Source organism: Pseudoalteromonas sp. SWYJZ19 (genome assembly GCF_015864375.1).
GTDB classification, from domain to species: Bacteria; Pseudomonadota; Gammaproteobacteria; order Enterobacterales; family Alteromonadaceae; genus Pseudoalteromonas; species Pseudoalteromonas arctica.
This window is the reverse complement of record NZ_JADYXI010000013.1, coordinates 46,309-69,921: the sequence shown is the minus strand read 5'-3', so window position 1 is coordinate 69,921 and position 23,613 is coordinate 46,309. Positions and strand designations below refer to the sequence as shown.

16 protein-coding genes are annotated in these 23,613 nt (G+C 38.4%); 12 read left to right on the top strand and 4 right to left on the bottom strand.

Annotation, left to right across the window (positions count from 1 at the left end; genetic code table 11):
• Nucleotides 1-3: 3 nt before the first annotated feature.
• A complete protein-coding gene (locus I6F45_RS13650) occupies nt 4-3,291 on the bottom strand; it encodes a tetratricopeptide repeat protein (protein WP_197119081.1) in 3,288 nt (1,095 codons plus the stop codon).
• A complete protein-coding gene (locus I6F45_RS13645; protein WP_165728465.1) occupies nt 3,291-5,999 on the bottom strand; it encodes an endo alpha-1,4 polygalactosaminidase in 2,709 nt (902 codons plus the stop codon). Before I6F45_RS13645 ends, I6F45_RS13650 begins: the two co-directional genes overlap by 1 nt.
• 486 nt (nt 6,000-6,485) lie before the next feature.
• On the opposite strand from I6F45_RS13645, the gene I6F45_RS13640 reads away from it, so the two are divergent.
• From I6F45_RS13640 to I6F45_RS13620, 5 genes are all read left to right on the top strand, one after another.
• A complete protein-coding gene (locus I6F45_RS13640) occupies nt 6,486-8,153 on the top strand; it encodes a methyl-accepting chemotaxis protein (RefSeq protein WP_197160804.1) in 1,668 nt (555 codons plus the stop codon).
• A gap of 151 nt (nt 8,154-8,304) precedes the next feature.
• Nucleotides 8,305-8,793, top strand: coding sequence for a MarR family winged helix-turn-helix transcriptional regulator (locus I6F45_RS13635; protein ID WP_197160802.1), 489 nt, complete (start codon nt 8,305-8,307; stop codon nt 8,791-8,793).
• Nucleotides 8,794-8,926: 133 nt separating this feature from the next.
• Complete coding sequence (locus I6F45_RS13630; RefSeq protein ID WP_166420151.1) at nt 8,927-9,676, top strand: serine/threonine protein kinase; 750 nt, start codon at nt 8,927-8,929, stop codon at nt 9,674-9,676.
• Between the two features lie 314 nt (nt 9,677-9,990).
• A complete protein-coding gene (locus tag I6F45_RS13625; protein ID WP_197160800.1) occupies nt 9,991-11,343 on the top strand; it encodes a magnesium transporter in 1,353 nt (450 codons plus the stop codon).
• Between the two features lie 22 nt (nt 11,344-11,365).
• On the top strand, nt 11,366-12,427 hold the full coding sequence (locus tag I6F45_RS13620; protein ID WP_197160798.1) for a DUF21 domain-containing protein: 1,062 nt from the start codon (nt 11,366-11,368) through the stop codon (nt 12,425-12,427).
• 30 nt (nt 12,428-12,457) lie between these two features.
• Here the strand turns inward: I6F45_RS13620 and I6F45_RS13615 are convergent, their stop codons facing one another.
• A complete protein-coding gene (locus I6F45_RS13615; RefSeq protein ID WP_197160795.1) occupies nt 12,458-13,063 on the bottom strand; it encodes a TIGR04211 family SH3 domain-containing protein in 606 nt (201 codons plus the stop codon).
• Between the two features lie 214 nt (nt 13,064-13,277).
• Between I6F45_RS13615 and I6F45_RS13610 the strand changes: the two genes are divergently transcribed.
• The 4 genes from I6F45_RS13610 to I6F45_RS13595 all read left to right on the top strand — a co-directional run bounded on the left by I6F45_RS13610 (nt 13,278) and on the right by I6F45_RS13595 (nt 18,582).
• The gene (locus I6F45_RS13610) at nt 13,278-14,801 is read left to right on the top strand and encodes a CYTH and CHAD domain-containing protein (RefSeq protein ID WP_197160794.1); all 1,524 of its coding nucleotides are present in this window, start codon (nt 13,278-13,280) and stop codon (nt 14,799-14,801) included.
• Nucleotides 14,802-15,467, top strand: a complete 666-nt coding sequence (locus tag I6F45_RS13605; RefSeq protein WP_197160788.1) for an START domain-containing protein — start codon at nt 14,802-14,804, stop codon at nt 15,465-15,467.
• Between the two features lie 87 nt (nt 15,468-15,554).
• The gene (locus I6F45_RS13600; RefSeq protein ID WP_197160787.1) at nt 15,555-16,364 is read left to right on the top strand and encodes a phosphate/phosphite/phosphonate ABC transporter substrate-binding protein; all 810 of its coding nucleotides are present in this window, start codon (nt 15,555-15,557) and stop codon (nt 16,362-16,364) included.
• Entirely contained in the window at nt 16,351-18,582 is a 2,232-nt protein-coding gene (locus tag I6F45_RS13595) for an ATP-binding protein (RefSeq protein WP_197160786.1), read from the top strand. Before I6F45_RS13600 ends, I6F45_RS13595 begins: the two co-directional genes overlap by 14 nt.
• A 39-nt stretch (nt 18,583-18,621) precedes the next feature.
• Here I6F45_RS13595 and I6F45_RS13590 read toward each other — a convergent pair whose 3' ends face one another.
• The gene (locus I6F45_RS13590) at nt 18,622-20,139 is read right to left on the bottom strand and encodes a S10 family peptidase (RefSeq protein WP_165728472.1); all 1,518 of its coding nucleotides are present in this window, start codon (nt 20,137-20,139) and stop codon (nt 18,622-18,624) included.
• A gap of 365 nt (nt 20,140-20,504) precedes the next feature.
• Here I6F45_RS13590 and I6F45_RS13585 point away from each other — a divergent pair, with 365 nt between their 5' ends.
• From I6F45_RS13585 to I6F45_RS13575, 3 genes are all read left to right on the top strand, one after another.
• On the top strand, nt 20,505-21,728 hold the full coding sequence (locus I6F45_RS13585) for a diguanylate cyclase domain-containing protein (protein ID WP_165728473.1): 1,224 nt from the start codon (nt 20,505-20,507) through the stop codon (nt 21,726-21,728).
• Between the two features lie 220 nt (nt 21,729-21,948).
• Nucleotides 21,949-22,287 carry a P-II family nitrogen regulator gene (locus I6F45_RS13580; RefSeq protein WP_004587162.1) on the top strand — a complete coding sequence of 113 codons (339 nt, stop codon included), beginning with the start codon at nt 21,949-21,951 and terminating at the stop codon, nt 22,285-22,287.
• Between the two features lie 9 nt (nt 22,288-22,296).
• The gene (locus I6F45_RS13575; protein ID WP_197141205.1) at nt 22,297-23,526 is read left to right on the top strand and encodes an ammonium transporter; all 1,230 of its coding nucleotides are present in this window, start codon (nt 22,297-22,299) and stop codon (nt 23,524-23,526) included.
• Nucleotides 23,527-23,613 lie beyond the last annotated feature (87 nt).

The window sequence follows — 23,613 nt, the reverse complement described above, 5'->3', positions numbered from 1 at the left end:
ACATTAAAAATGTACGTAATAACCTAATTGTAATTGTGTATCTGAGTTACCCACTTTATTACTACTTTGGTAACCCAGCTGTAATTTAAATAAATCATCGCCCAGTACAGACCAACCAGCGCCACTTGAAACTGATACATCTACTGTATCGTTAAGTGTTTGATAGCCAGTACTTATATCAAATAACCATGAAGGGCTTGCGCCTAAATAAGGCGGCTCCAACGAACCTGTTGAAGCAAATGAGGTCCCTAGTGCAAAACGTCTAAATGGTTGAAGGTCAACTCTTAGCGGTCTTCTACTTGCATCTGTATTTATTAATGCATTAACACGTTCAAAGTCTTGCCACTGTGCACTAAAATAAGCGTTCCAAATTGGGCGGTCTTTTAAAATACTGTATTGGTAACGTGCATTATATTCTTGGCCATTTATTAGTGAGCTGCCATCGCTTCTTCGAGAAAAAGACATCGCTGCTGCTGATAGCTGTACATTTTGTCTACCATCAATATTGTAGTTAACATAGGCCGTGGCTTTATCTAGCTGAGCATAGCTAAGTAGCGCTTCTGATTGGCGGTTTTCAACATTATATTCAAGCTTTAAACCTACCTGAGTACGCGAATCCCATTGATAACGAGAGTCTAAGCTAAGACCTTGGCGACTAACTAAGCTGCCTTGGTGAGAATCTATTTTTGCATCAAAATACCAACGACCAAATGTCATCTTATCTTCTATCGCAAACAGTAATCCGTTGTTATCAAGATTTTGCTGATTACTTAAACTCAATTTCCATTGCCCATTAGCATAAGGAAAATAAACGTTTACATCGTACTGGCTACTGTTTAAACCAGCCTCTGGCGATAGGTTTATTTCAAGTGCTCTAAAATAGGATGCGCGTGCATTTCTGAGTAAACTCAATTGCGATTCATTTGCCTCGCCAGTAAGTTCTTCGTACCAACGTTGCATGGTGGCATAGGGTTGTTTTAAATAGAGTAGGGCGTTTAGCTCATCTAATTTGCTTAGTGAACCTTCAGCTATAAGCTGTTTCGCTTTATTAAACTCGCCGTTGGTCATATAAAGCTGTAGTTTTTGCCAAGGTTCTAACTTTTGTGCAGCTCGACGTGCTAACCACCAGTTTGCTTGAGGCTCACCAATAGTGTCGGGCGCGAGCTCATCCATGGTGTTTAATTGCATTAAATGAGGAACAGCCATTGCACCTGCCCAGCGGTACATTAGGCCTCTGTATGCGTATTTATCTTTAGGTAAATGCTGTAATAAATAGTGATTTAGCTCGGCAGCATTCGCATAATAACCAAGCTGCTTCATTACATCGGCTAAGTTAACCAGTGTTGTTAAGTCACTTGGATCTGCAACAGCTAGTTTTCGTAAATAAAAGTAAGCACTGTTATATGATTTTTCATAAATAGATAGGCTAGCTAATAATTGCGTCCACGCGTAGGTAGGATCGCTGTCCGAATAGCGAGTTAAAATACGGCTGATCATTATAGTGTCGTGCATTTGTAGCGCTAACCAACCTTGTGCGAGTACAACATCGGGGTCGTATTCACTTAATTTAGCGGCGCGGTTTAGAGTTGTATAAGCCGAATTTAAATCACTTTGATTTTGATACCAATTTGAAAGAATAACCCAAGCAGGGTAGAGAGCTTTATTATAACGTTGTTTATCAAGCTCTGTGTGAATACGGGCAACCGATTTAGCATCGTTTACTTGCGTGCTTAATAATGCAATTTGTATCAGTTGGCGGTCTGTAAGTGACTCATTTTCCCATAGATAATCGAGAAGCTCTTGAGGCCGTCCTTCAAAGCGCAGCTGTTGGTAATAAAGCGTGTCGCCAACACTTAGTGTGCTGATTGCTTTTAGTTGCTCAAAAGCATAAAGCTCATCTTTTTTATCTTGAACACGCATTGCCATATCTACTCGTGCAGTCCAAAATTCTCCATTAGTACTTTGTTGCTTGTTTTTTAAAATAGACAATGCTGTTTTAAAGTCATCCTCAAGCCAAAATGCACGAGCTATCCAAAGTAAGTCTTCTTCATTTTTAGGCCCTTTATATTTAGGCCATAAAGCTCTTAGTGCTTTTAAATTTCCGGAATCGTGAAGTACTTTCGCTTTCCAATATTGCGATAATGCACTCTTACCATTTATTTGTTCAAAACGGTCAATATTACTGAGTTCTTGTTTTGTGTTGCCTATAAATTCGTTTGTTTGCATCCACTTAGCAAAGCCATTGCCTTTTAATTGTCGGTTTTGTGCTTTGTATTCATATATATCGTTGGCGTCTTGGTATAAATATAATGCCGCAGCGTCATTAACACTGTCAGTAAGCATCGCTGGGGTTACAGCTCTGTTCGACATTAGCCATTTAAACTCTTTAAGCGCTTCTTTAGGCTTGTTCTGCCAGCGCTTTATTTTCCAATTTAGTAAGCGTAGCTCTTTGTCATTTGGAGTTTGTAGTAATAGCTTGGCGAGTAATTGCTCAGCCCCTTTTGCATTCCCATTTGCTAAACGCAGGTGCATGGCTTTTGTTAAGTACTCGGTGTTATTTGGATCGCTCTTTAATAAGCTTTCAATGGCTTGAGCTGAATCTTCTGTATTGCCAGCTAAGTTAGCTAAATAAAGGGTGCGTTTAACATTAGCTTGGTCGCCATAAGTTTTCCACCAGGCGTAAGCTTGTATCGGATTATTTGCGCCAAGTGCAGTCTCAATCGCTTTAGCTGCAATGTCAGCATTTATATTTGTTTTATAAATAGCGAGAGCTTTGGCTGGTTCGCCAGCGCTCAACCAGTAATCAGCTGCAAGTAGTGGTTGTTTATTTTTTTGATAGTACAGAGCAACTTTTGCGTTTAACCCAACTGCTTTTGCAATAGTTAGTATTTGTTCGTCCCAATGCTTATGGACACCTATTTTTAAAGATAGATCTTCAAAGCGATCGTCAACTTTAGCCCCGCTTGCTAGCCATAATGAGTAAAGCAGCTTTATTTCTAGAGTTGCTTTGCGCTCACCTCTTGGTAGTTTTTCAAGCTCGTTAGTGGCTTGTGAATACTCACTAAGCCCTATATGTAGTTCAACCAATTTTGCGCGTAGCTTTTCGTTGTTAGGCTCAGTGTTGAGCGCTGCATTAAGGTACGATTTTTCAAAGGTATAATCTTGTGAAAGTTCATCATCTTCAAAAAATAAGGTGTGAGGAAATAATGCATAAAGTGCAAAACAACTTACAGCTAATATTGCTAATATTGTTTTTACAGAAATTAACTGAGGGCGCTTTTTAGCATTCATTATCGAGCGACTCCATTGCAGTTAAGATAACCATAAAATTGACCCTTTGGAAGATTAAAGTGCGTCACATTAGCGCGTGTAATACCTTTAAAGTGCTCTCCTAAGCTAGATACAAATTCGCAAGAACGTGCATTAATTAAATCAAGCGAAGCAGGCACCCACGCTTTAAAGCTAACAGGTCCGTTAACTTGCCAGTTATCAATAACAACATTTGCAGACGCTAAATAAGGTTTTTTACTATTTTGACTGTGATCAAAGCTAAGACGAGCTACGTTATTAATAATGTGTATATAGTCACCTTTTTCAGTAACGCCTGACACACCTTCACTTTGGGCAATGTTAGGCATATCAAAATCAGTAGGAATTCGTAAAGTACGAATGTATTTTGAGCTAAATAACCATTCATTATTACTGTTTTTTGCTAGCGCAGAAAAGTAAAAGTCTTTTGCTACTTTTGCGTAATGGCTCAAATGTACCGGTGTATTTGGCCTAGCTAAAACATAATCTATATTGTGTTTTAGTGCGTCTAGTCCCGCAGGGATTTCACCTGAGTAAAAATGAAAATAAATAGTGTAGGGTTTTAATCTATATGGTTTTTCTGTTATTTCAAATGTTTCGGTTAAGCGTCTAAAACCATAATAAGGCCCGTGCCATAAGTTTGTATATACGTTTTCATTTAATATGGGGGCATAAATTTGATACAGCAAATCGTGCTCTGGTCTACCTATTGGTGAAACATGCGTAAGGCTTGGGTTATCGGCATTTACATCTGTATTACCACCGTTGACGTTTAATACGCCAGCATCGCGAGCCAATTCAAGCGCTTTAGGGCCGGGAGTTGCATCGCCTGACCATAACATCATCACTGTTTTTTTGTTTTTTGGTGTCAGGTTTTCATCAATATACTTTATTGAATCGGTGATTTCTTTTTTTAAGCTTATTTTGTCGTAGCCAGGTACATCAAGATGAAAACCATAATCTACTTCATCTTTATCTACTATTCTAAGGCCAGATAACGCAGTCCAAAAATAAGGGTGGCTATAAGTATGCGAAGCAATTTCTACATAAGGCAAATTAAAAATACTGCGCGCTATACCTTCAAGTTTGGCACTTTGTTTTGAATGTAAGCCACTTTTTTCAATATCAGCTTGAATAACCGATGAGGTCAAAGGCAGTTTATAGCGCTTAATTATTTCATCGCGAATCACTTCTGCAGAATATGGTTTACCTGCATAATGTGCCGGGCTTGTGAAGCCATCGCCATCTATATGCAGCGTTAGCATGCGCCTACCGCTTTCAGTTGTCGTATCAGGCACTAGAATCGGAGGTAGTCCCATTGCTTTGGTGAGTAGTGTACGTGGGTCAATAACCCATTTACTCCCTTCCATTGGCAAGGTATCTATAAGCCAAGGTGCAACAACAACCGCGCCATATTTTGTTTTAGTACTCTGCACTATTATAGTTCCATCAGCCGCTTTTATATTGATAAGCGGGGTGGCATCAGTTGCTAATTTCAGTAAGTAGGGCTTAATTATCGCAGGCGATGTTGTCGCTTCGCCTTTTAGCCATGTAGTAAAATGATTAAGTTCATAAGGGGCTGGAGGCAATACGCTAAGCGCTTCAATACCAAGGTTAAGTAATAGTTTAGTTGATTGCGGTAGCTCACCCATAATTAGCTCAGGTACAACGCCTAAGTTACTTTCCAACCAATTAGTAATAGTTGGGGTGTAAAAAGCATCGCTGTTTGTCCATGAAATAATACCAGCATGTAAACTTGGATCTACTAATGGCAAATCTCGTTTAGCTACATCAACATAATCAGGAATATATCCCAAATACTCAATCATGGTCGCAAGCTTTAAATGTACGGTAGTGTAAATGAGTGGTCTTACATTACTGTTGAACGGAATTAGGATGCGTCTTGGTACTGGCGATATGGTTGATGTACCCCATGTTTGTAAGTGCCCATCTGTTACCCAAGGAGTAAAGCCAGCTTGTTTTATTTTTTGCGCCATAGCAAGGCGGTTATCAGGCTGCGCATAATCAATAACTTGTACTTTAAAACCTAAGTTTTGTGCTGTTTTTAATTGTGCGCTTAGCCAAGCTTGATCGTTCTCTGTGGTTAATTTGTAGCTATTATTAGTTGGGTTGTAATGACTATATAAACCTTCAGCAACTAAATCATTGGCTAAACCAGTAAGTTTAGGTAATAACTCAAAGCCTCGATTAAGAATAAGATGCTTATTAAACGTACCAGAGAGGTTTTTTATAATCGCGACTAAGCCATCTTGTTGATCTGATTTACTGTGTTTGTCATCTAAAAGTTGATAGCTGTCTAGCGTATCTAAAAATAAACCACTGAAACCACGCGCTTTTAAAGAAGCTGCGCTGTCTTGCATTTGTTGTTGCCAATCCGTAGATGTTAAATCTGCAATGTGGCTGTTCCAATTAGGATTAACTGAAAGTGAAGAATCACTTTTATTGAACGATTCACCCACACTTAAATAAGCGTAAACGGCAATGTTTCGTTTTTTAAACCAATTAAGCTCGTGCTCGGTAACGAGTTCAGGCTGGACGACAACGCGAGAATAAAAAGTCATTTCGGCTAATGGCATCGGCGCTGAGTAGTAAAAAGCGATACTATTATTTACAGGTGCTGAGAATGCATGAGCAGACACTAAAAGTGCAAGGTATAAAATATATTTCATTAATAATTCATTTTTATTAGATTATAACTGTGGCTCAAAGTGATGCGTTCCGATTTTCTAGTTGTTTGGTATTAGTAATATAGGGTTATTATATGTTAATGGAAGTTTAATATCTATATGTTCATTATTTATATGAACCTAAAATTAATACTAACATGAGTCGTGCGTTAACTCATTACATAGCTGGTGATTAATCGTCTTAGTACGTTATAAAATTAAGTTTAGATCAATGCAGCTGCTAGAACTTTAAATCTCTAGTGAAAGAGTGGCAAATTATATATTAATTAATACGAAGGTCTCAGTGTTTTTAGTGTCCAAATACCTTCCTTGTGACTATAATATCAGCTAATTGAGCATGGTATGAGTTTACTCCCACCAATTTTTTTTATTTACTATGCTTTTAAACCCAATAAAACAATGTAAACAGCCGTAATTTAATTTTTGGCTATTGTCGCTATATATGCATTTATATACCCCGGAGAAATAATGAGTAATTTAAGCTTGAAAAACAAACTGTTGTTATTAGCTATATTGCCCTTAATGCTACTTTTGATTAGCTTGATGCTGAGTTCTTATTATTTAGAGAATAAAAATCAGCAACAAAATTTTGAAGCATTTCAAACTAAGTTAATAAGTGACAAACAAACGCTATTAAGCACCGAAGTTGAAATTGCTAGCAAAATTGTTCGCTATCAATTAGCTAATGGCTCTGAGCAGGATGCTAAAAACGCTTTAAGAGACTTGACGTTTGGCCAAGGTGGTTACTTTTTTATATATGATACAAATGGTGTTAGTGTTTTTCATGCATTATTAGGTGATGCTATTGAAGGGCAAAACAAAATAGGGATGACAGACCCTACCGGTAAAAAAATCATAGTAGGTTTACTGGAGCAAGCCAGAAAAGGCGGCGGGGCTTTTAACTATCATTTTCAAAAACCAAACACGACAGGTCTAGTTGAGAAAATGGGCTACGCAGCAATGATCCCCGGCACAAACTGGATGATTGGCACTGGCGCATATATGGATGATATAGACGCCGAATTAGTTAAATACCAAACGACAATGCAAGAACACATGAATGATAAAGTAATGACCTTATTATTAATTGCTTTATTTTGGGTTGTTTTAACAATTATATGTGCGTTAATTGCCGCAAATACAATGGTAAAACCAATACAGCGTATGGCGCAAAGCCTTGACGATATTGCCAAAGGTGAGGGCGATTTAACTAAACGTTTAGATATTGATACTAACGATGAAATAGGCCAACTTGGCGAAGCATTCAATATGTTCGTAAGTAAGTTACATGGCATTATTGCTAATGTGGTTGATGTAACACACGATGTAAAAACAGCTTCTGGTGATATAAATACACAAACACGATTGATTGAAGACAAACTACTTAATCATAATCATGAAACAGACTTGGTCGCGACAGCAATTACCGAAATGTCAGCTACTTCTCATGAGGTGGCACAAAATACGAATCAAGTAGCAGAATCAACCCAAGCGGCAACGCAAGAAGTTGCTAAAGCTCAAGAGTGTGTTGATATTTCGCTCAGTGAAGTATCTAACTTAATGGGCGAGATAAACTTAGCCGCTAAACAAGTTGATTCACTAAGTGACCAATCTAAAAAAATTAATAGCGTACTAAGTGTAATAGGCGGAATAGCCGAACAAACAAACTTACTTGCACTTAATGCTGCAATAGAGGCTGCGCGAGCGGGCGAGCAAGGCCGAGGATTTGCAGTTGTTGCTGATGAAGTAAGAAGTTTAGCTAGTCGTACTCAAGTTAGTACGCTAGAGATTAGTGAAATGTTGAGTGAGCTGCATAATTTAGTATCAGATGCAGTAGCCGCAATGCAAGCGAGTCAAAATAGCTGTAACCGCTCTGTTGAATCGTCTCGTGCTATTTCAGAAAGTTTAGGTGCAGTAACAAGCTCAGTTAGATCAATTAACGATATGAGTACGCAAATTGCGACTGCAGCACTGGAGCAAAGTAGTGTCACAGAAGAAATAAACCGTAATGTATTCGCCATTCAAGAAATAGTTAATGAGTTAACTATTTCAAGCAAAACCACCTCTACAGTAGGTCAGCATTTGGCTGCCCGTGGTGAAAACTTAGGCCAACTTGTTGGACAGTTTAAAATTTAATAAAACCCTAAACTGTATAAAATAAAGCCGCAGATTGCGGCTTTATTTTTTGGCTTAGTTTTAGCTGCTTAATTTTTATAAAAATTATTGAATTTTTTGTATGTGCTAAGGTCTATCTGCATGCAAATATATCTACTATAGTGAAATAGCCATGCAAAATATGCCATCAATTAAACACTGCACTCGAGAAGAACTAGCACCAGAGCAAGACTTGGGGCGTTTAGTGTCTTTTTTACGTTCGAGATTAGCCACTCATGTCGATGCTAAATTACTCCCTATGGATTTAACCTCAGCGCAATATATTGTGGTAGTACTACTTGCGAGAGAGTCGGTTAATACGCTTGCTGGATTATGCGAGTATATGGTTTATGATCGTGGCGCTATGAGCCGTTTACTAAATCGACTTGAAGAAAAGGGACTCATTATTAAAACACAATGTGAGCTTGATAAGCGCTCAACTATTTTGTGTTTAAGTGAAAAAGGTAAAGTCCTTTGTCCAGAAATAATGCCAGTAGTAAATGAAGTATATGCTCAAGCATTAAGTGGTTTTTCAGAGCCTGAAAAAAACCAAATAATAGACTTACTCTTCAAAGCTATAAATAACCTCGATTCATTACCCGAAGTAGTCCCTCACAAATAGATTATCAATAAAATAGCGATACTGTTTCAATAGAAAGTTAGCGTGCAAGTTAGCTGATCTGATTGTGCGTAGAATCTAATTTTGGTAATATAGTTGCCTAGGCAATCAATGTTATCATCTTGTTAGGTTTGTTATGATTGAAAATAATTTGTTAGTACAATTACAGCAGCAATATCCAGAACATACTTTTATGCAACATCACTTAAGTGTTGTTCATAAGGGGCGTTTTGCTAACGCGATTGTATATCGATATAAAGATGATGAATTTGATTTAATTGTTAAAGATTTTAGCCAAAGCCCGTGGCTTATTCGCAAAACATTTGCGCGACTATCTGTAAATCAAGAATATAAAGGATTGAGCCGATTAGCTGAGCTTGATGCTGTTGCTAATCGCTTTTGTAGGTTATCGCCGATAGCTGTGGCTTATAACTATATTGAAGGCACGCCACTGCGCTCTTTAATTCATGAAGACAAAACTCTACCGGTTAACTTTTTTAGTGAACTTGAGCGTCAAGTAGCAAAAATGCACCGCAAAGGCATCGTACATTTAGATTTGCGTAATATGGGTAACATTTTATGTGGTGCAGACGGTAAGCCATATTTTATCGATTTTCAGTCAACCATTAGCTTTTCGCGTTTTCCGCGTTGGTTGCAACGCTTTATGCGAGGCTCTGATATGTCGGGCGTATATAAAGCATGGAATAAACTAGGCGATCAACCTTTGCCACAATCTAAACAAGACTACCTAGAACATTTTAATCATGTGCGTAAGCGCTGGATTTTTAAAGGTTATCCAATACAGCGTGGCTATGCGTGGGGCGCTGCACTTATTACTCAATTTGTAGATTCTGACTTAGTACGAAATATTACTGACAGACTTTAATTTAAAGCACAAACCGTAATTTAAAAACACCTTATTCATTGTGTGATTTTGCCCATATTAGCTTGGCTAATATGGGATTTTTTTTATTATAAGTAATCCGTTTGGTTTACTTACTTGTCGTTTAATTCCTCAAAAACAATTCCTTTTACTGTTTTTTTAATTTTTTAAAATAAATATTAGTACTGTATTTAGTTTGCCCATACAATGCGCAAAAATAGCCTGTGCATGCTTAATAAGTTCACGCTTTTTCTGCAATTTTTTATTGTTCAAGTAAACTATAAGTAATGTGCGCTTTTAAATTTTAAGGTTTTAAGATGATTGAGTATCCGGTAGACCAACTTCCACAGCTCATAAATGATTTACTGCAATGCGATACAACAGAACGTAAAAATAAGTTATTAGCAGATGCGCAGTTAACGCTTTCTACAGAGCACTTGTCATTACTTTTTGAGGCGATACCAAAAGAGCAACGACTAGAAATATGGCAACTGCTTGACGAAGACACGCAACACGAAATTTTTGTAAATTTAAGTGAAGATAGTTGTTTGTGGTTACTGCAAACACTAGAGGACACTGATGCCTTTAAGCTTCTTGACGAAGTTAATGTAGAAGAACTACTGGAACTTGAAGAAGTTATACCTGAGCGATTTGTTGAGTATGCAAAAAAACAACTCGATGAAGCGCAAACCAAACAATACGACTTAGCGCAGCAATACCCGCCAGAGCAGCTTGGTCATTGGTTAGGTTTTGATTTTTTAAAAGTATCAGAGAAGCTAACCGCAGGTGGCGCTAAAAAGCTTTTACACAAGGGTTTACCGCAATACAGTGAGGTTGTTTATTTAGTAAGCCGTAAGGGCAGCTTAATAGGCGAGGTTGCGGTTAACGATTTAATTAAGGCGAGCGATACCGACAGCTTAATGACATTGGCGAATCATGACTTTTCATCGCTTCATGCTGATGATGATTTATACGAAGCGGCAGAAGTGGTGATCCACAGTGAGCAAATGGCACTGCCAGTGGTTAATGCAGATAACAAATTACTTGGGCGTTTAACTATTGCATCAGCGTACGAATTACGCCAAGAGATTGCTGACGAAGCAGCCGCTAAAGCCGGTGGTTTACGTGAAGACGAAGACTTGTTCGCAAGTGTGCGAAAAAGTGCTAAAAACCGTGGCATATGGTTGGGTATTAATTTAGCGACTGCGTTTTTGGCGTCGTGGTTTATTGGTTTATTTGGCGCAACTATAGAGCAGGTTGTTGCACTCGCTGTATTAATGCCGGTGGTTGCTTCTATGGGTGGGATTGCAGGTAGTCAAACTCTAACAGTTATTGTACGTGGTTTAGCGCTTGGGCAGGTTACAGATTCAAACCGCAATGCGTTACTTAAAAAAGAGCTACGTGTTGGCGCTGTAAATGGTTTGGTGTGGGCATTTGTAATAGGTCTGCTTACCTTCTTATGGTTTAACGATTTAATGCTCAGTATTACGATTACGGTAGCCATATTATTAAATTTAGTGGCCGCTTCACTTGCGGGTGTAGTTATTCCGTCTATTTTAGACAAAATGAAAATTGATCCTGCGTTATCTGGTTCGGTAATTTTAACTACCGTTACCGATATTGTTGGGTTTGTTACCTTTTTAGGTTTAGGCAGTTTATTGCTTTTATAGGCATTTTTAACAGGAAAATACAATGACCTTTGAAGTCATGATTTGGTGTGCAATTGCTTTGTGTATTTCACAATCGGCAATATTTTCGGGCTTAAACTTAGCGTTTTTTTCACTAAGTAGACTCCAGCTCGAAATGGAAAGTACAAAAGGCAACGAAGCTGCCATAAAAGTGATGGCACTTCGAAACGACTCTAACTTTTTATTATCGACTATTTTATGGGGTAATGTAGGTATTAACGTACTGCTTACGCTACTTTCTGACTCGGTATTAATGGGCGCAAGTTCGTTTTTATTCTCAACTATCGCGATTACTATTATTGGTGAAATAACGCCGCAGGCTTATTTTTCGCGTAATGCGCTAAAAATGGCGAGCCTACTTTCGCCGCTAATTAAGTTTTATCAGATTCTGTTTTATATAGTTGCTAAGCCAACGGCTTTAATTCTTGATGCATGGTTAGGTAAAGAAGGGATTACGTACTTTGCTGAAAGTGAACTCAGAGGTATTATTCGCAAACACATAGAAGCGGAAGAGGCTGATGTTCAGCACGTTGAGGGAATAGGCGCGCTTAACTTTTTTAGTTTAGATGAAATAAGCGTAACCAAAGAAGGGGAGATAATTGATCCTGATTCTATTATTGCACTGCCGACTAAACTCGATTTACCTATTTTCCCAGACCTTACTTTAACGACAGATAATGAGTTTTTACGAAAACTACATAAGTCTGGTTACAACTGGGTGATCATTACTAATGAAGATGGTTGGCCTTTATTGGTTGTTGATGCAGACGGCTTTTTACGCTCAGCGTTGTTTGAGCCAGAGACGTTTGACCCGTATCATTATTGTCACAGACCTATAATTGTTGCTGACGAAGCGATGCGATTGAGTGAAGTGATTTTAAAAATACGCGCTAATCATTCTTTAGATAAATCGTTTGATGGAGCCATTGATCAAGATGTGGTATTAGTGTGGAGTGACGTGAAACGCATTATTACCGGCGCTGATATATTTGGTCGATTGCTCAAAGGTATGAGCGCACCAAAGCTCGAATTACATGAAAATACAGAGAATAAAAAGCCGCAATAAGCGGCTTTTTGTATTTAGTTGGATGGAGCTTTACGCCCAACCTTCGTAGCGCTTACGACGCGACAACACTATCGTTAAAATAATACCTAAAAACAGGCCTAAAAATGCAATAGCACCACCGTAGGTAAGTAGCTGACGTTTCTCTTTTGAGCTAGCAGCTTCTTTTTGGGTGCGCTCTTGCTCTAGCGTTGTTTTAAGCTTAGTGATTTGAGCAGATAACTGCAGGTTTTTATCAGTTAAGGTTTGGTTTTGCTCTTGCAGTTGCGGAAGTTCTACCTGAGCTTGGCGTAGCTTTTCTTGCATAGTGCTCATTTCACTGCTAAGTGTTTTGTACTGTTGGTGTAAGCCTGCCGTTTTAGATATAAACTTAGTTTCTATCCAACCTTCACGGTCTTTATCATCTTTAATTTTTATAAAGCCGTTTTCTTCGTTTGATAACAAGGTTAACTTTGTTCCAGCATCTACAGAGCCGAGTAGTCGATAATTTTTACTCGCACCAGAACGCATAAAAGTATATAAATTATCGATAATATAAGCGGTGTTTGCATTAGTTGAACTTGCAGGTTGTGCTTCTTGTGCATAACTCATAAATGTGGTGGCTGTTAAAAGTAGCCCTAATAAACAATGTTTTAGCATTTATCTACCTTGTTGATCTAGCTGCGTCCGTTATGAACGTGATTTTCATTTCACATAAGTAGTTAGATAGTATGGATTAAATAGCTCAATAGCAAGACTGATATTGTAACTCACCCCTGATATGACAAGAGAAATAAGGCTAAAAAATTTGCATTGTTAAGGCGCTTTGTTTATTTTGAGCACTTATTTATTTTAAAGGTAATCCGCAAACCGAATGGATACTGAGATAGAACTGAAATTTTTGGTATCAGATGCCGTTATTCCACTGATCCCCTCGTTAATTACTCAATTTGCAAAAACGGTGAAGAATAAACCGTCACGCAGCTTACAAAATGCATACTACGACACGCCAAGCCGAGAGCTTAGAGCGCTTGACATAGGCTTTAGAACTCGCTGTTCTGACAGCGAATGCGAGCAAACTATAAAGCTTGCAGGTGAAGTTGTAGGTGGTTTACACCAACGTCCAGAGTACAATTTACCAATTGAATCAAGTCGCCCTAATTTAATGGCGTTTGATGCTGATATTTGGCCTCATGGCATGCAAATAAGCGCAATCTCAAAAAACTTGTATCCAATATTTAGTACTAACTTTATTCGTCGTACTTGGTTAATTGAAACCGAAAGTGGCGCTAAAATTGAAGTTGTACTCGATAAAGGTGAAATTGCGGCTTCGGGTAAAATTGAAATTATTAGCGAGCTTGAAATTGAGCTTGTTGAGGGCAGTCGTAATGAGTTGTTTGCGTTTGCAGATGTACTGGTTAGCCAGAACTGTATCCGTTTAGGATTATACTCTAAGGCCGCGCGTGGTTATCGCCTTGCAGATGAAAAACCTTTAATACCAAGCAAATCTATTGGTTTTGTTCAATTACCAAAGTCGACTACCCAAGAGCGTGCTTTAGTTGAAGCCATGAACTTTGGCATTCGCTTTGTGCAAAAGCATGAGCAATGCTATTTCGATAAGCCAAGTTTAAAAACGCTTAAACGCGTAACTGACGGCATTAGCCTAATACGCCATACTTTTTGGCTGTACGACGATATAGTATCCAAAGAAAGTACAGAACATTTACGTACAGAGCTTAAATGGTTATTAAGCGAATTAGCGTGGGTAGAAAACGCGATTCAATTAAAAACGTACACGTCTAAACGCCATGCTTTTTATAAAAAAATTAATGCTGCTCCAGCACTTACTCAAGTCATTGGTGATTTAAAAGAGTTACAGCCAAGTATTGACGATATAAATGCACTGTTTCATAGTGCGCGTTATAATCGTTTATTACTGTCGTTAACTACCTGGTTAATCGATAAGCAATGGCGTAAAGATTGGGGGCAAACAGAACTTCAAGCGGCTGAGAATAATGTGTCGTCTATTGCTAGTAGGCTTTTTAATAAAGACTGGAAAAACCTGCACGAATTACTTCCAAAAGAGCAAACACTCGATGTCGCTTCGTATTTAAACCTGCGCACTCAACTTGAAAATAGCCTACTGAGCGGTAATTGTTTAGGATCGTTATTTGATAAAGAAGAACGCTTAGAATTTAGATTACCATGGCTTGATATTTCCCATGGTATTTATGAGTTAAGCACGCTTGAGTATTTAAAGCAGTTATGTGCCGGGCAAGAAGATGAGCAGCTTGCTAAAATCCAATCATGGCTTGAGCAAAAGTCTGAATATTTGGTTAGTGCCATGGAGCAAAGCCGTTTGGCTTCATTTGACATAGAACCTTACTGGCAAAAATAAATGATGCACTTTTGTAATGAAATTCAGTTGCAAAAGTGCTTATTCGTTATTCTTTTATTAGTGAGTTTTAACACTTACGCTGAGCCAACATGGCATTTGTATAAAAACAAAAATGGCGTAAGTGTGTATTATCAAAGCCACAGTGATAATACCTTTGAAGTAAAAGCGCAGATGAGCGTGAAAGGTGTATCTACCAATGAGTTTTTAGAGTTACTTAGCGATACCGATGCCGCACCCCAATGGCTCGAAAATGTATCTCAGGTAAAGGTTATTAAGCACATAAGCCCATCAGAAAATTTAGTGTACAGTTATTTTAATTCTCCTTGGCCTGTTAGAGATAGAGATAGCATTACTCATTCTTGTTATTCACAGTTAACTGAAAATAAGAGCCAATTGCTTATTAATGCTCGCCCTAATGAGCTGCCCCAAAATGATGGTGTTATAAGAATTACTACTTTAAATGCACGCTGGCTACTCAGTGGGGAGAAAGGCCGCCTTGATATTGAATACCAAGTATATGCTTTGCCTGATGGGGCAATACCTACTTGGCTAAGCAATAAGGTTGGATTGAAAAGTACTTACAACACATTTATGAATTTGCACCATATGCTCACACATAAAAAATACACTCCAAAACTACCTGTAATCATAGCCGGTCAGTGCTAAAGATAGAATACATAATAATTTTATGGTGTGTTTAGTCGTCTTTAACTACGCTTAAGCAATAATGACACGCTATTAATTGGAGAATTGATGAAGTATTTAGTGGCTATATTATGTTTTATACACAGTTCACTCTTATTTGCTCAAGAGTATACCTTTGGTGTAGTGCCGCAATATGAGCCGCAAAAGTTAAACGCGATTTGGCAACCCTTGTTAGAGCAAGTAAGTAAACAAACAGGGGTATCAATAAAGCTAATTACAGTTGAGTCCATTCCAGTATTTGAAAAAGCTTTTGCTAACGGCGAGTACGATTTTGCATACATGAACCCATGGCACAGTGTTATAGCATATGAGCAGCAGGGATATTTGCCACTAATAAAAGATGCAGGACGAAAGCTGCAAGGTATTTTGGTAGTAAATAAAGACAGTGGTATTGATAATTTAAGTCAGTTAGAGGGCGCCGAAATAGCATTCCCTGCACCTAATGCATTAGGTGCGTCATTATTAATGAGAGCCGACTTAGCATTGTTATACGGCTTGAGCATAAAGCCTGTATATGTCCAAACCCACCCATCGGTATATTTAAATGTAGCGCTGCACTCAACAATGGCTGGCGGCGGCGTAATGGGCACATTTAAACAACAGCCCGAAAGCTTACAAAATAAGCTTAAAATTCTTTATAAAACACGTGAAATTAGTCGCCATCCAATTGTAGCCCACCCAAGGGTTGACCCTGCAATACAGTTAAAAGTACAACAAGCTATTTTAGATATTGGGCAAAGCTCAGAGCATAAACATTTACTTGCAGGTATCCCAATTATTAAACCTAGTATTGCAAATTTAGCTGAATATCGGCAGTTAACTCAGTGGGGCTTGCGCTCATTTTATGTTGAAAATTAGAGGGTTTCGTAGTTTAAGGGCGCAAAGCTTTATTGTTGTATTGCTTTGTGGCTTGCTTATGGCCTGTCTTTTTATGTTTTACGCCTTACCTGAGCAAGCGCGTTGGGTAAATGATGGGCTTTCAAAGGCTGCCCAGCGTTCTTTAGCGCAGTTATCGACTTCTATAACGACTCCGTTGTTAACTAGGCAGTATGCAGAGCTATATGAAGAAATAGACAGCCAGCTACAAACTCGCCCTAATTGGAAAAGTATTAAAATTGTTGATGTTGATTCAAAAAACCAATTATACCCGCTTGAAAATTGGGTTGGAGCAAATGAAAACGGCGACATGCTGTTATCTCAGCAGGTGGTGTTTTTAGATAAACCGCTGGCTAATATTAGCTTGGTAGTTAACTTTACTAATGAAATAAACGAATCTTCAAAACTTCATTACACCCTAATATATATACAATTTATTATTTTAGTTATTGTTTTTATTGGCTTAGCTTGGCTGGTGGATTACAGGGTTACATCGCCTTTGAGGACCCTAAAACTGGGGTTTTCACGCTTAGCAAAAGGCGACTTTGATTGCCATATAGATAAACAGCAACAAAACGAAGTGGGCAGTGTAATAAGTGCATTTAATAACATGGTTGACGAGGTTGCTAATAACCATCAAAAATTGAATGTATTACGTATTCAAGCAGAGTCGGCAAGTAAAGCTAAATCAGACTTTATGGCCAGTATGAGCCACGAATTAAGAACCCCATTAAATGCAATTTTGGGCTTAGCCCAGCTGTATGAATATGATGAAAGTGCAAACAAAGTACAAAAAGAAAACGCGAAAAGCATTTATCAAGCCGGAGAACATTTACTATTACTTATAGACGATGTACTTGATTTAACGGCTATTGAGTCGGGTAATATGCAGTTTAGTTTTTCTTATGTGCCTATTAAAAGCGTATTAGAGGAGTCTGTAGAGCTCGTCACTGAGCTTATTAAAGGACAATCAATAACGTTGAAAACACAAGGGTTTGAGTCCTTAGAAGGGCTAAGGGTTTATATTGACCAGCGCCGCTTTAAACAAGTGATGCTTAACTTGCTTTCAAATGCGATTAAATACAACAAACCAAACGGCAGTATTAATATTAATTGCCGGGTATTAAGTAATAAACAGTGCGAAATAGATGTAATAGACACAGGATGTGGATTTGCTGCAGATGATATTTCTCGCTTATTTAAACCCTTTGACCGTTTAGGTGCTGAAACCAGTAAGGTAAATGGTACAGGTATTGGTTTAGTAATAACTAAGCAACTGGTAGAGCGGATGCAGGGCTCATTAAATGCACAAAGTGAGCAGCACAAAGGCTCTTGTTTTACACTAAACTTTAACAGCTTTGATCAAACTGATTTGCCAGCACAAGTGCAAGCTCCTCAAATAACACAGCAAAGCTTAGATACAGTCACTCTTCCTACGCTTGAGGTTTTAGTGGCAGAAGATCAGGTTACAAATCAGCAAGTATTAAAACAGCAATTAACCATGCTTGGAGTGTGTTCTACTTTTGTAAGTAATGGGGAACAAGCCTGGGAAACTCTGCAAAATAAACACTTCGATATTTTACTAACCGATATTCAAATGCCTTTACTCGATGGGTTAGGGTTAGCTAAAAAAATACGCGAAAACACCCGTTTTGATGAACTTATCATAATTGCAATTACTGCCAACATTACCAAAAACAATATAGATAATTGTTATAGTTGCGGAATGAACGGCTTTTTAACCAAACCCATTGAGCTTGTTAAATTAAAGTCGTTATTGATGGAACATTCGCAAACAATAGTTAATACATGCTCAGAAAAGCCAGATACTGAAAGTATAGCTTCAGATAGTTTTGACCAACTCGATATTACGCTGCTAAAAGCAATGCTTGGTGATGACGCAACAGTCCACTGCATGGTATTTAATGCGTTTTTACAAACAGCAGGGGAGCAAATTAAATTGGCTAATGCGTATGCTAAGAGTAAAAATTATGTTGATTTGGCTTTTCAGGCCCATGCCTTAAAGTCGTCGTCAAAATCGGTAGGGGCTATTAAACTGGCTGATATATGCCAGCAGATCGAAACGTATGCAGAAAATGAATCTATTGATAACAATGAAATGCAAAGTCTCGAGACCTGCTTTAACGATGTAGTAACGCAACTTAAAAGCTATTGTTTACGATATGAAAAACGCACATAAAAAATGGCTCATAAAGAGCCATTTTATGTTTAAAATATTTTAGTATTTAGCCGCTTCCCCTTTCTTAGGTAAAGCGTCCTGTATAAAGTCACGTAAATCGTTATTAGAGCTTTCTAAGTCAGCGTGGCGAAGGTACATCATATGCCCACTTCTGTAGCCTTTAAAGCTCAAACGGTCTTTCATTTTACCGCTTGGGTCTAATTGCCATAACGTATATTTAGCGTCAAAGTAATTGGTTGCACCATCAAAGTATCCTGATTGAATCATCACGTTTAAGTAAGGGTTTTGCGCCATTGCTAAACGTAGATTTTCGCCCGTATTATTACCGGTTCTATCCCATGGGTGAACATTACCAAATAAATTATATTTTACATCTGTTTTATAGTTTAGCTCTTCACGTAAGTAGTGATTAATTGCAGGAGTGAAAGAGTGTAACCAAGAGGTAAGTTCAGCCCAGTAGTCTGGGGATTCACCCGCGCCTCGTTTATCTATTCCTAAATAACGAGAATCTAAGCGACCCACAGTTTGACCACGCTCACGTAGTAGCTCTTTCCAGAAAAATTGAGTTGGAATATCCAAGTTATTTTGTTCAACAAACTTTTCTGATAAGCCAGCGTAGTGTGCCATTTTTGTAATAATTCGACGTTTTTCTTCAGCATTAATAAAGCCACCCTTGGCAAGCGCTGGGATTAATTCGTTTACAGTAAACTCTTCAACTTCAGGTAATAACTCATCTAGATCTTTAGCTTGTAAATCGGCTTTAAGTGCTTTGTGATACCAAGCAGTTGCTGCAAAGTAAGGTAGGCGGTTAGCGGCTTTAATCGGGCCGTCGCGCTTAATACCAATATCAGTAGGTGATACGAGAACAACACCGTTTATGTACATCCATTGACTATTTTGAAGCTCATGAGCTAGGCCCGATACACGTGTTGTACCGTAGCTTTCACCAATTAAAAATTTAGGCGATCGCCAGCGCTCAGCCCTATTTACAAAAGTATTTAACCACTCAGCAAGGTACTTAATATCGGCATTAACACCAAAAAATAGCTCTTTTTGTTTTGCTTTAGAAGGAAGTTCGCCTTTTTCGTTTTCAAGTACGCGAGAGTAGCCTGTATTTACAGGGTTTACGTAAACAATATCGGCAATATCAAGTACAGAATATGGGTTGTCTTTTACGCCATAAGGTTGAATTGGATAGCCTTCGTCATCAATTTTTAATACGCGAGGACCAGTATAAGCAAGGTGCATCCATACAGAAGCCGAGCCTGGCCCGCCATTAAATGAAATAAGTAATGGGCGAGTTGTCCTGTCGTCAACTTTGTCGCGTGTGTAGTAGGTGTATTGCAATGTCGCAACCGCGTCGCCTTTATCATCCCATACAGGTTGTGTGCCTGTGGCAACGGTGTAATTAAAGCGTTGACCGTTGATTTTAGCTTTATGTTGAGTAACAACTTTGCTGTCTACATCAATACGACGTTGGTTATCGGCAAGCGTGCTTGTACTGATTATTAATGCAATAACGGTTATCGGTAAACTGATAATACGACTAAGCTTCATTAGGTGTCCTTATTATTGTTGATACACCATTAAAGACATTAATGAGTTAAATAACAAAAGTATTGAGACTAGTGGCCGATAATACTAGTTAAGTAAGGTATTAATGCGCTTAGAGACGCGTGCTAACCACTTTTATAGTTATTTAGGATTTGGTTTCTTTATTTAGTTAATCACAGAATTCAGGTATATTGCGGGCCTACTTGTATTGATTTTATATACAAGCTATCACCAAAAAAATCTAATGGATTACGCTTTCAAGCACATAAGTGCACTCTACACCGGATGTTTATGACTAATGCTATTGCAGTAATAGCGTTGTATTTGTCGTTTTGTTACAAAATTAATTAAAGGTAAAGAGAAGCTTTATGCAAAGAGTATTAGTGGTTGAAGACAGTAAAGTAGTGCAGCAGGTGCTTCGCCACTTAACTGCACAATACCTTGATGTAGTAATTGATTTTGCTTGGTCTTTAGCAGAATGCGCTACGTTCGTAGAAAAGCACGATTATACGCTTGCGTTAGTTGATTTAACTTTGCCAGATGCTCCGCACGGTGAAGTTGCAAAATATACTTTATCTAAAAAAATTCCTACGGTTGTTTTAACCTCAAAAATAGATGAGTACAAGCGCCAACAAATGCTTGAATTGGGCGTAGTTGATTATGTTATTAAAGATAATCGCGATTCTTACCATTATGCCGTTAAGCTCGTTGCGCAATTACTCAGAAATCAAGGCTGTAAAGCACTAATAGCAGATGACTCATTACTAAGTCGCTCGTTAATGAAGCAAATGCTAGAAAAGCAATTGTTTGATGTAACAGATGCCCACGATGGACAACAAGCACTCGAAATATTAAAAGCTAATCCTGATATAAAGCTACTTATGACCGACTACGCTATGCCCTCTATGGATGGCTTTGAACTTGTCAAAGCGGTACGTAATTTTAGAGGCCGAGACGACTTAGCAATTATTGGCTTATCGGGCGCGGGAAAGCATGGCCTATCAGCACGATTTATTAAATACGGCGCCAATGACTTTTTAACAAAGCCATTTATGAATGAAGAGTTTCATTGTCGAGTACTTCAAACAATGGAGCAACTGTCGTTAATTTCAGATATTAAAGAAAGCGCACATAGGGATCACTTAACAGGGCTTCATAACCGACGCTACTTTTATCAATATGCAGAAAAGCTCCTTAAAAGTAAAAACCAGAAAAATACTTTGGCATTGCTTGATATCGATTTTTTCAAAAACATTAACGATACATTAGGCCATGAAGGCGGCGATCAGGCTTTAAAGCAGGTTGGTTCATTAATACGATCTACGTTTTCAAAGTTTACGGTTGCACGGGTTGGCGGAGAAGAGTTTGCCATAATATTACCTGAAATAGAGCTAGAACGCGGTCGTGAATACTTTGAAGCATTTAGGAAAAAGATGGCTAGTTACGATTTTTCTATTAGCGATAAATCAATTAAAATTACCACGAGTATAGGCTTGGCTGACTTTCAAGACACTAGTCTAACGCAGGCTATGCGTGTTGCTGACAAAGCATTATACGAAGCTAAAAACCAAGGCAGAAACTGCGTGGTATAACCCTTCTTAAACAAAACTAGGTACGTGATAAATATATAGAGATATAGCACGCACCAATGTAGCTGACTTGTTAAATTAACGCACCTAATTGGTGCGTTTTTTTTGATCTTGAGTTCGTATTTTTTACTAAGTGGCTGTTTTTAATTGATATAAAATAGTGGCACAAAGGTTGGATTGTTTAACCCAATAGGATAACAATAAAGAGTCCGAGGGGGCCGCTATGAAAATGATTAGTGCAATCATAAAACCATTTAAATTAGACGACGTGCGTGAAGCACTCGCTGATTTAGGAATTGAGGGGATGACAGTAGTTGATGTTAAAGGTTTTGGACGTCAACGAGGTCATACTGAGTTATATCGTGGTGCAGAATACCAAGTAGATTTTATTCCTAAGATCAAACTTGAAATTGCAACTCGTACTGAAAATTGTCAACGCGTTGTTGAAGCAATCACTAAAATTGCATCAACAGGTAAAATTGGTGACGGTAAAATTTTCGTGTACGACTTGGATCAAATTGTTCGTATCCGTACTGGCGAACTTGACGAAGAAGCAATTTAAGGGGGTCTCATGGAAAATACAATAATAGAACTAAAGTTTTCACTCGATACCTTCTATTTTTTAATATCAGGTATATTAGTAATGTGGATGGCAGCAGGTTTTGCCATGTTAGAGGCGGGCTTAGTTCGCTCTAAAAACACAGCTGAAATTTTAACTAAAAATGTCGCGCTATATTCAATTGCATGTACGATGTTTTTATTAGTTGGCTACAACATTATGTATGTAGACAATGCCGAAGGTAGTTTTATTCCTTCAATAGGCGCTTTAATTGGTACACAAGCTGCCGATGCTGACCATTCTTTAGAATCTGACTTTTTCTTCCAAGTAGTATTTGTTGCAACCGCTATGTCGATTGTATCGGGTGCTGTTGCTGAGCGTATGAAACTGTGGGCTTTCCTAGGTTTTGCTGTAGTACTAACTGGTTTTATTTACCCTATTGAAGGTTACTGGACATGGGGTGGTGGTTTCTTATCTGAAATGGGCTTTGTTGATTTTGCAGGTTCTGCAATTGTGCATGGCGCAGGTGCAGCAGCTGCACTAGCTGGTGTATTAATCCTAGGTGCTCGTAAAGGTAAATATGGTAAGAATGGTGAAATATACCCAATTCCAGGTTCAAACTTACCACTTGCTACACTAGGTACATTTATTTTATGGATGGGTTGGTTTGGCTTTAACGGTGGTTCTCAATTACTACTTTCGGATAAAGAAAACGCAACTGCAGTAGGCCAAATATTACTTAACACCAATGCAGCAGCTGCAATGGGTGCTATTGCAGCACTGTTTGTATGTAAAGTACTTTGGGGTAAATCAGATTTAACAATGGTCTTAAATGGTGCATTAGCTGGCTTAGTTGTTATAACAGCAGACCCTCTATCTCCATCACCATTAATGGCATGTCTACTTGGTCTACTTGGTGGTGCACTTGTTATATTTAGTATCATAGCACTTGATAAAGTTAAGATTGACGATCCAGTGGGTGCTATCTCTGTTCATGGTACGTGTGGCGCATTAGGTATTATGTTAGTACCGCTAACCAATGGTGACGCAAGCTTTGTTAATCAGTTAACGGGTCTAGTATGTATTCTTGCCTTTGTATTTGTAGCATCATTTATTGTTTGGACTGTGCTTAACAAAACAATGGGTATACGAGTAACCGAAGAAGAAGAACTAAACGGTATGGATCAACACGATTGTGGTATTGAAGCCTACCCAGAGTTTGTTTCTGTTCGAAATAGCTAATAGTTTATTTAAATAATAGTGTGTTTACACAAAGCCCTACTTCGGTAGGGCTTTTTTTGTTTCAGGGGGGGTTAACTTTTCGGATGT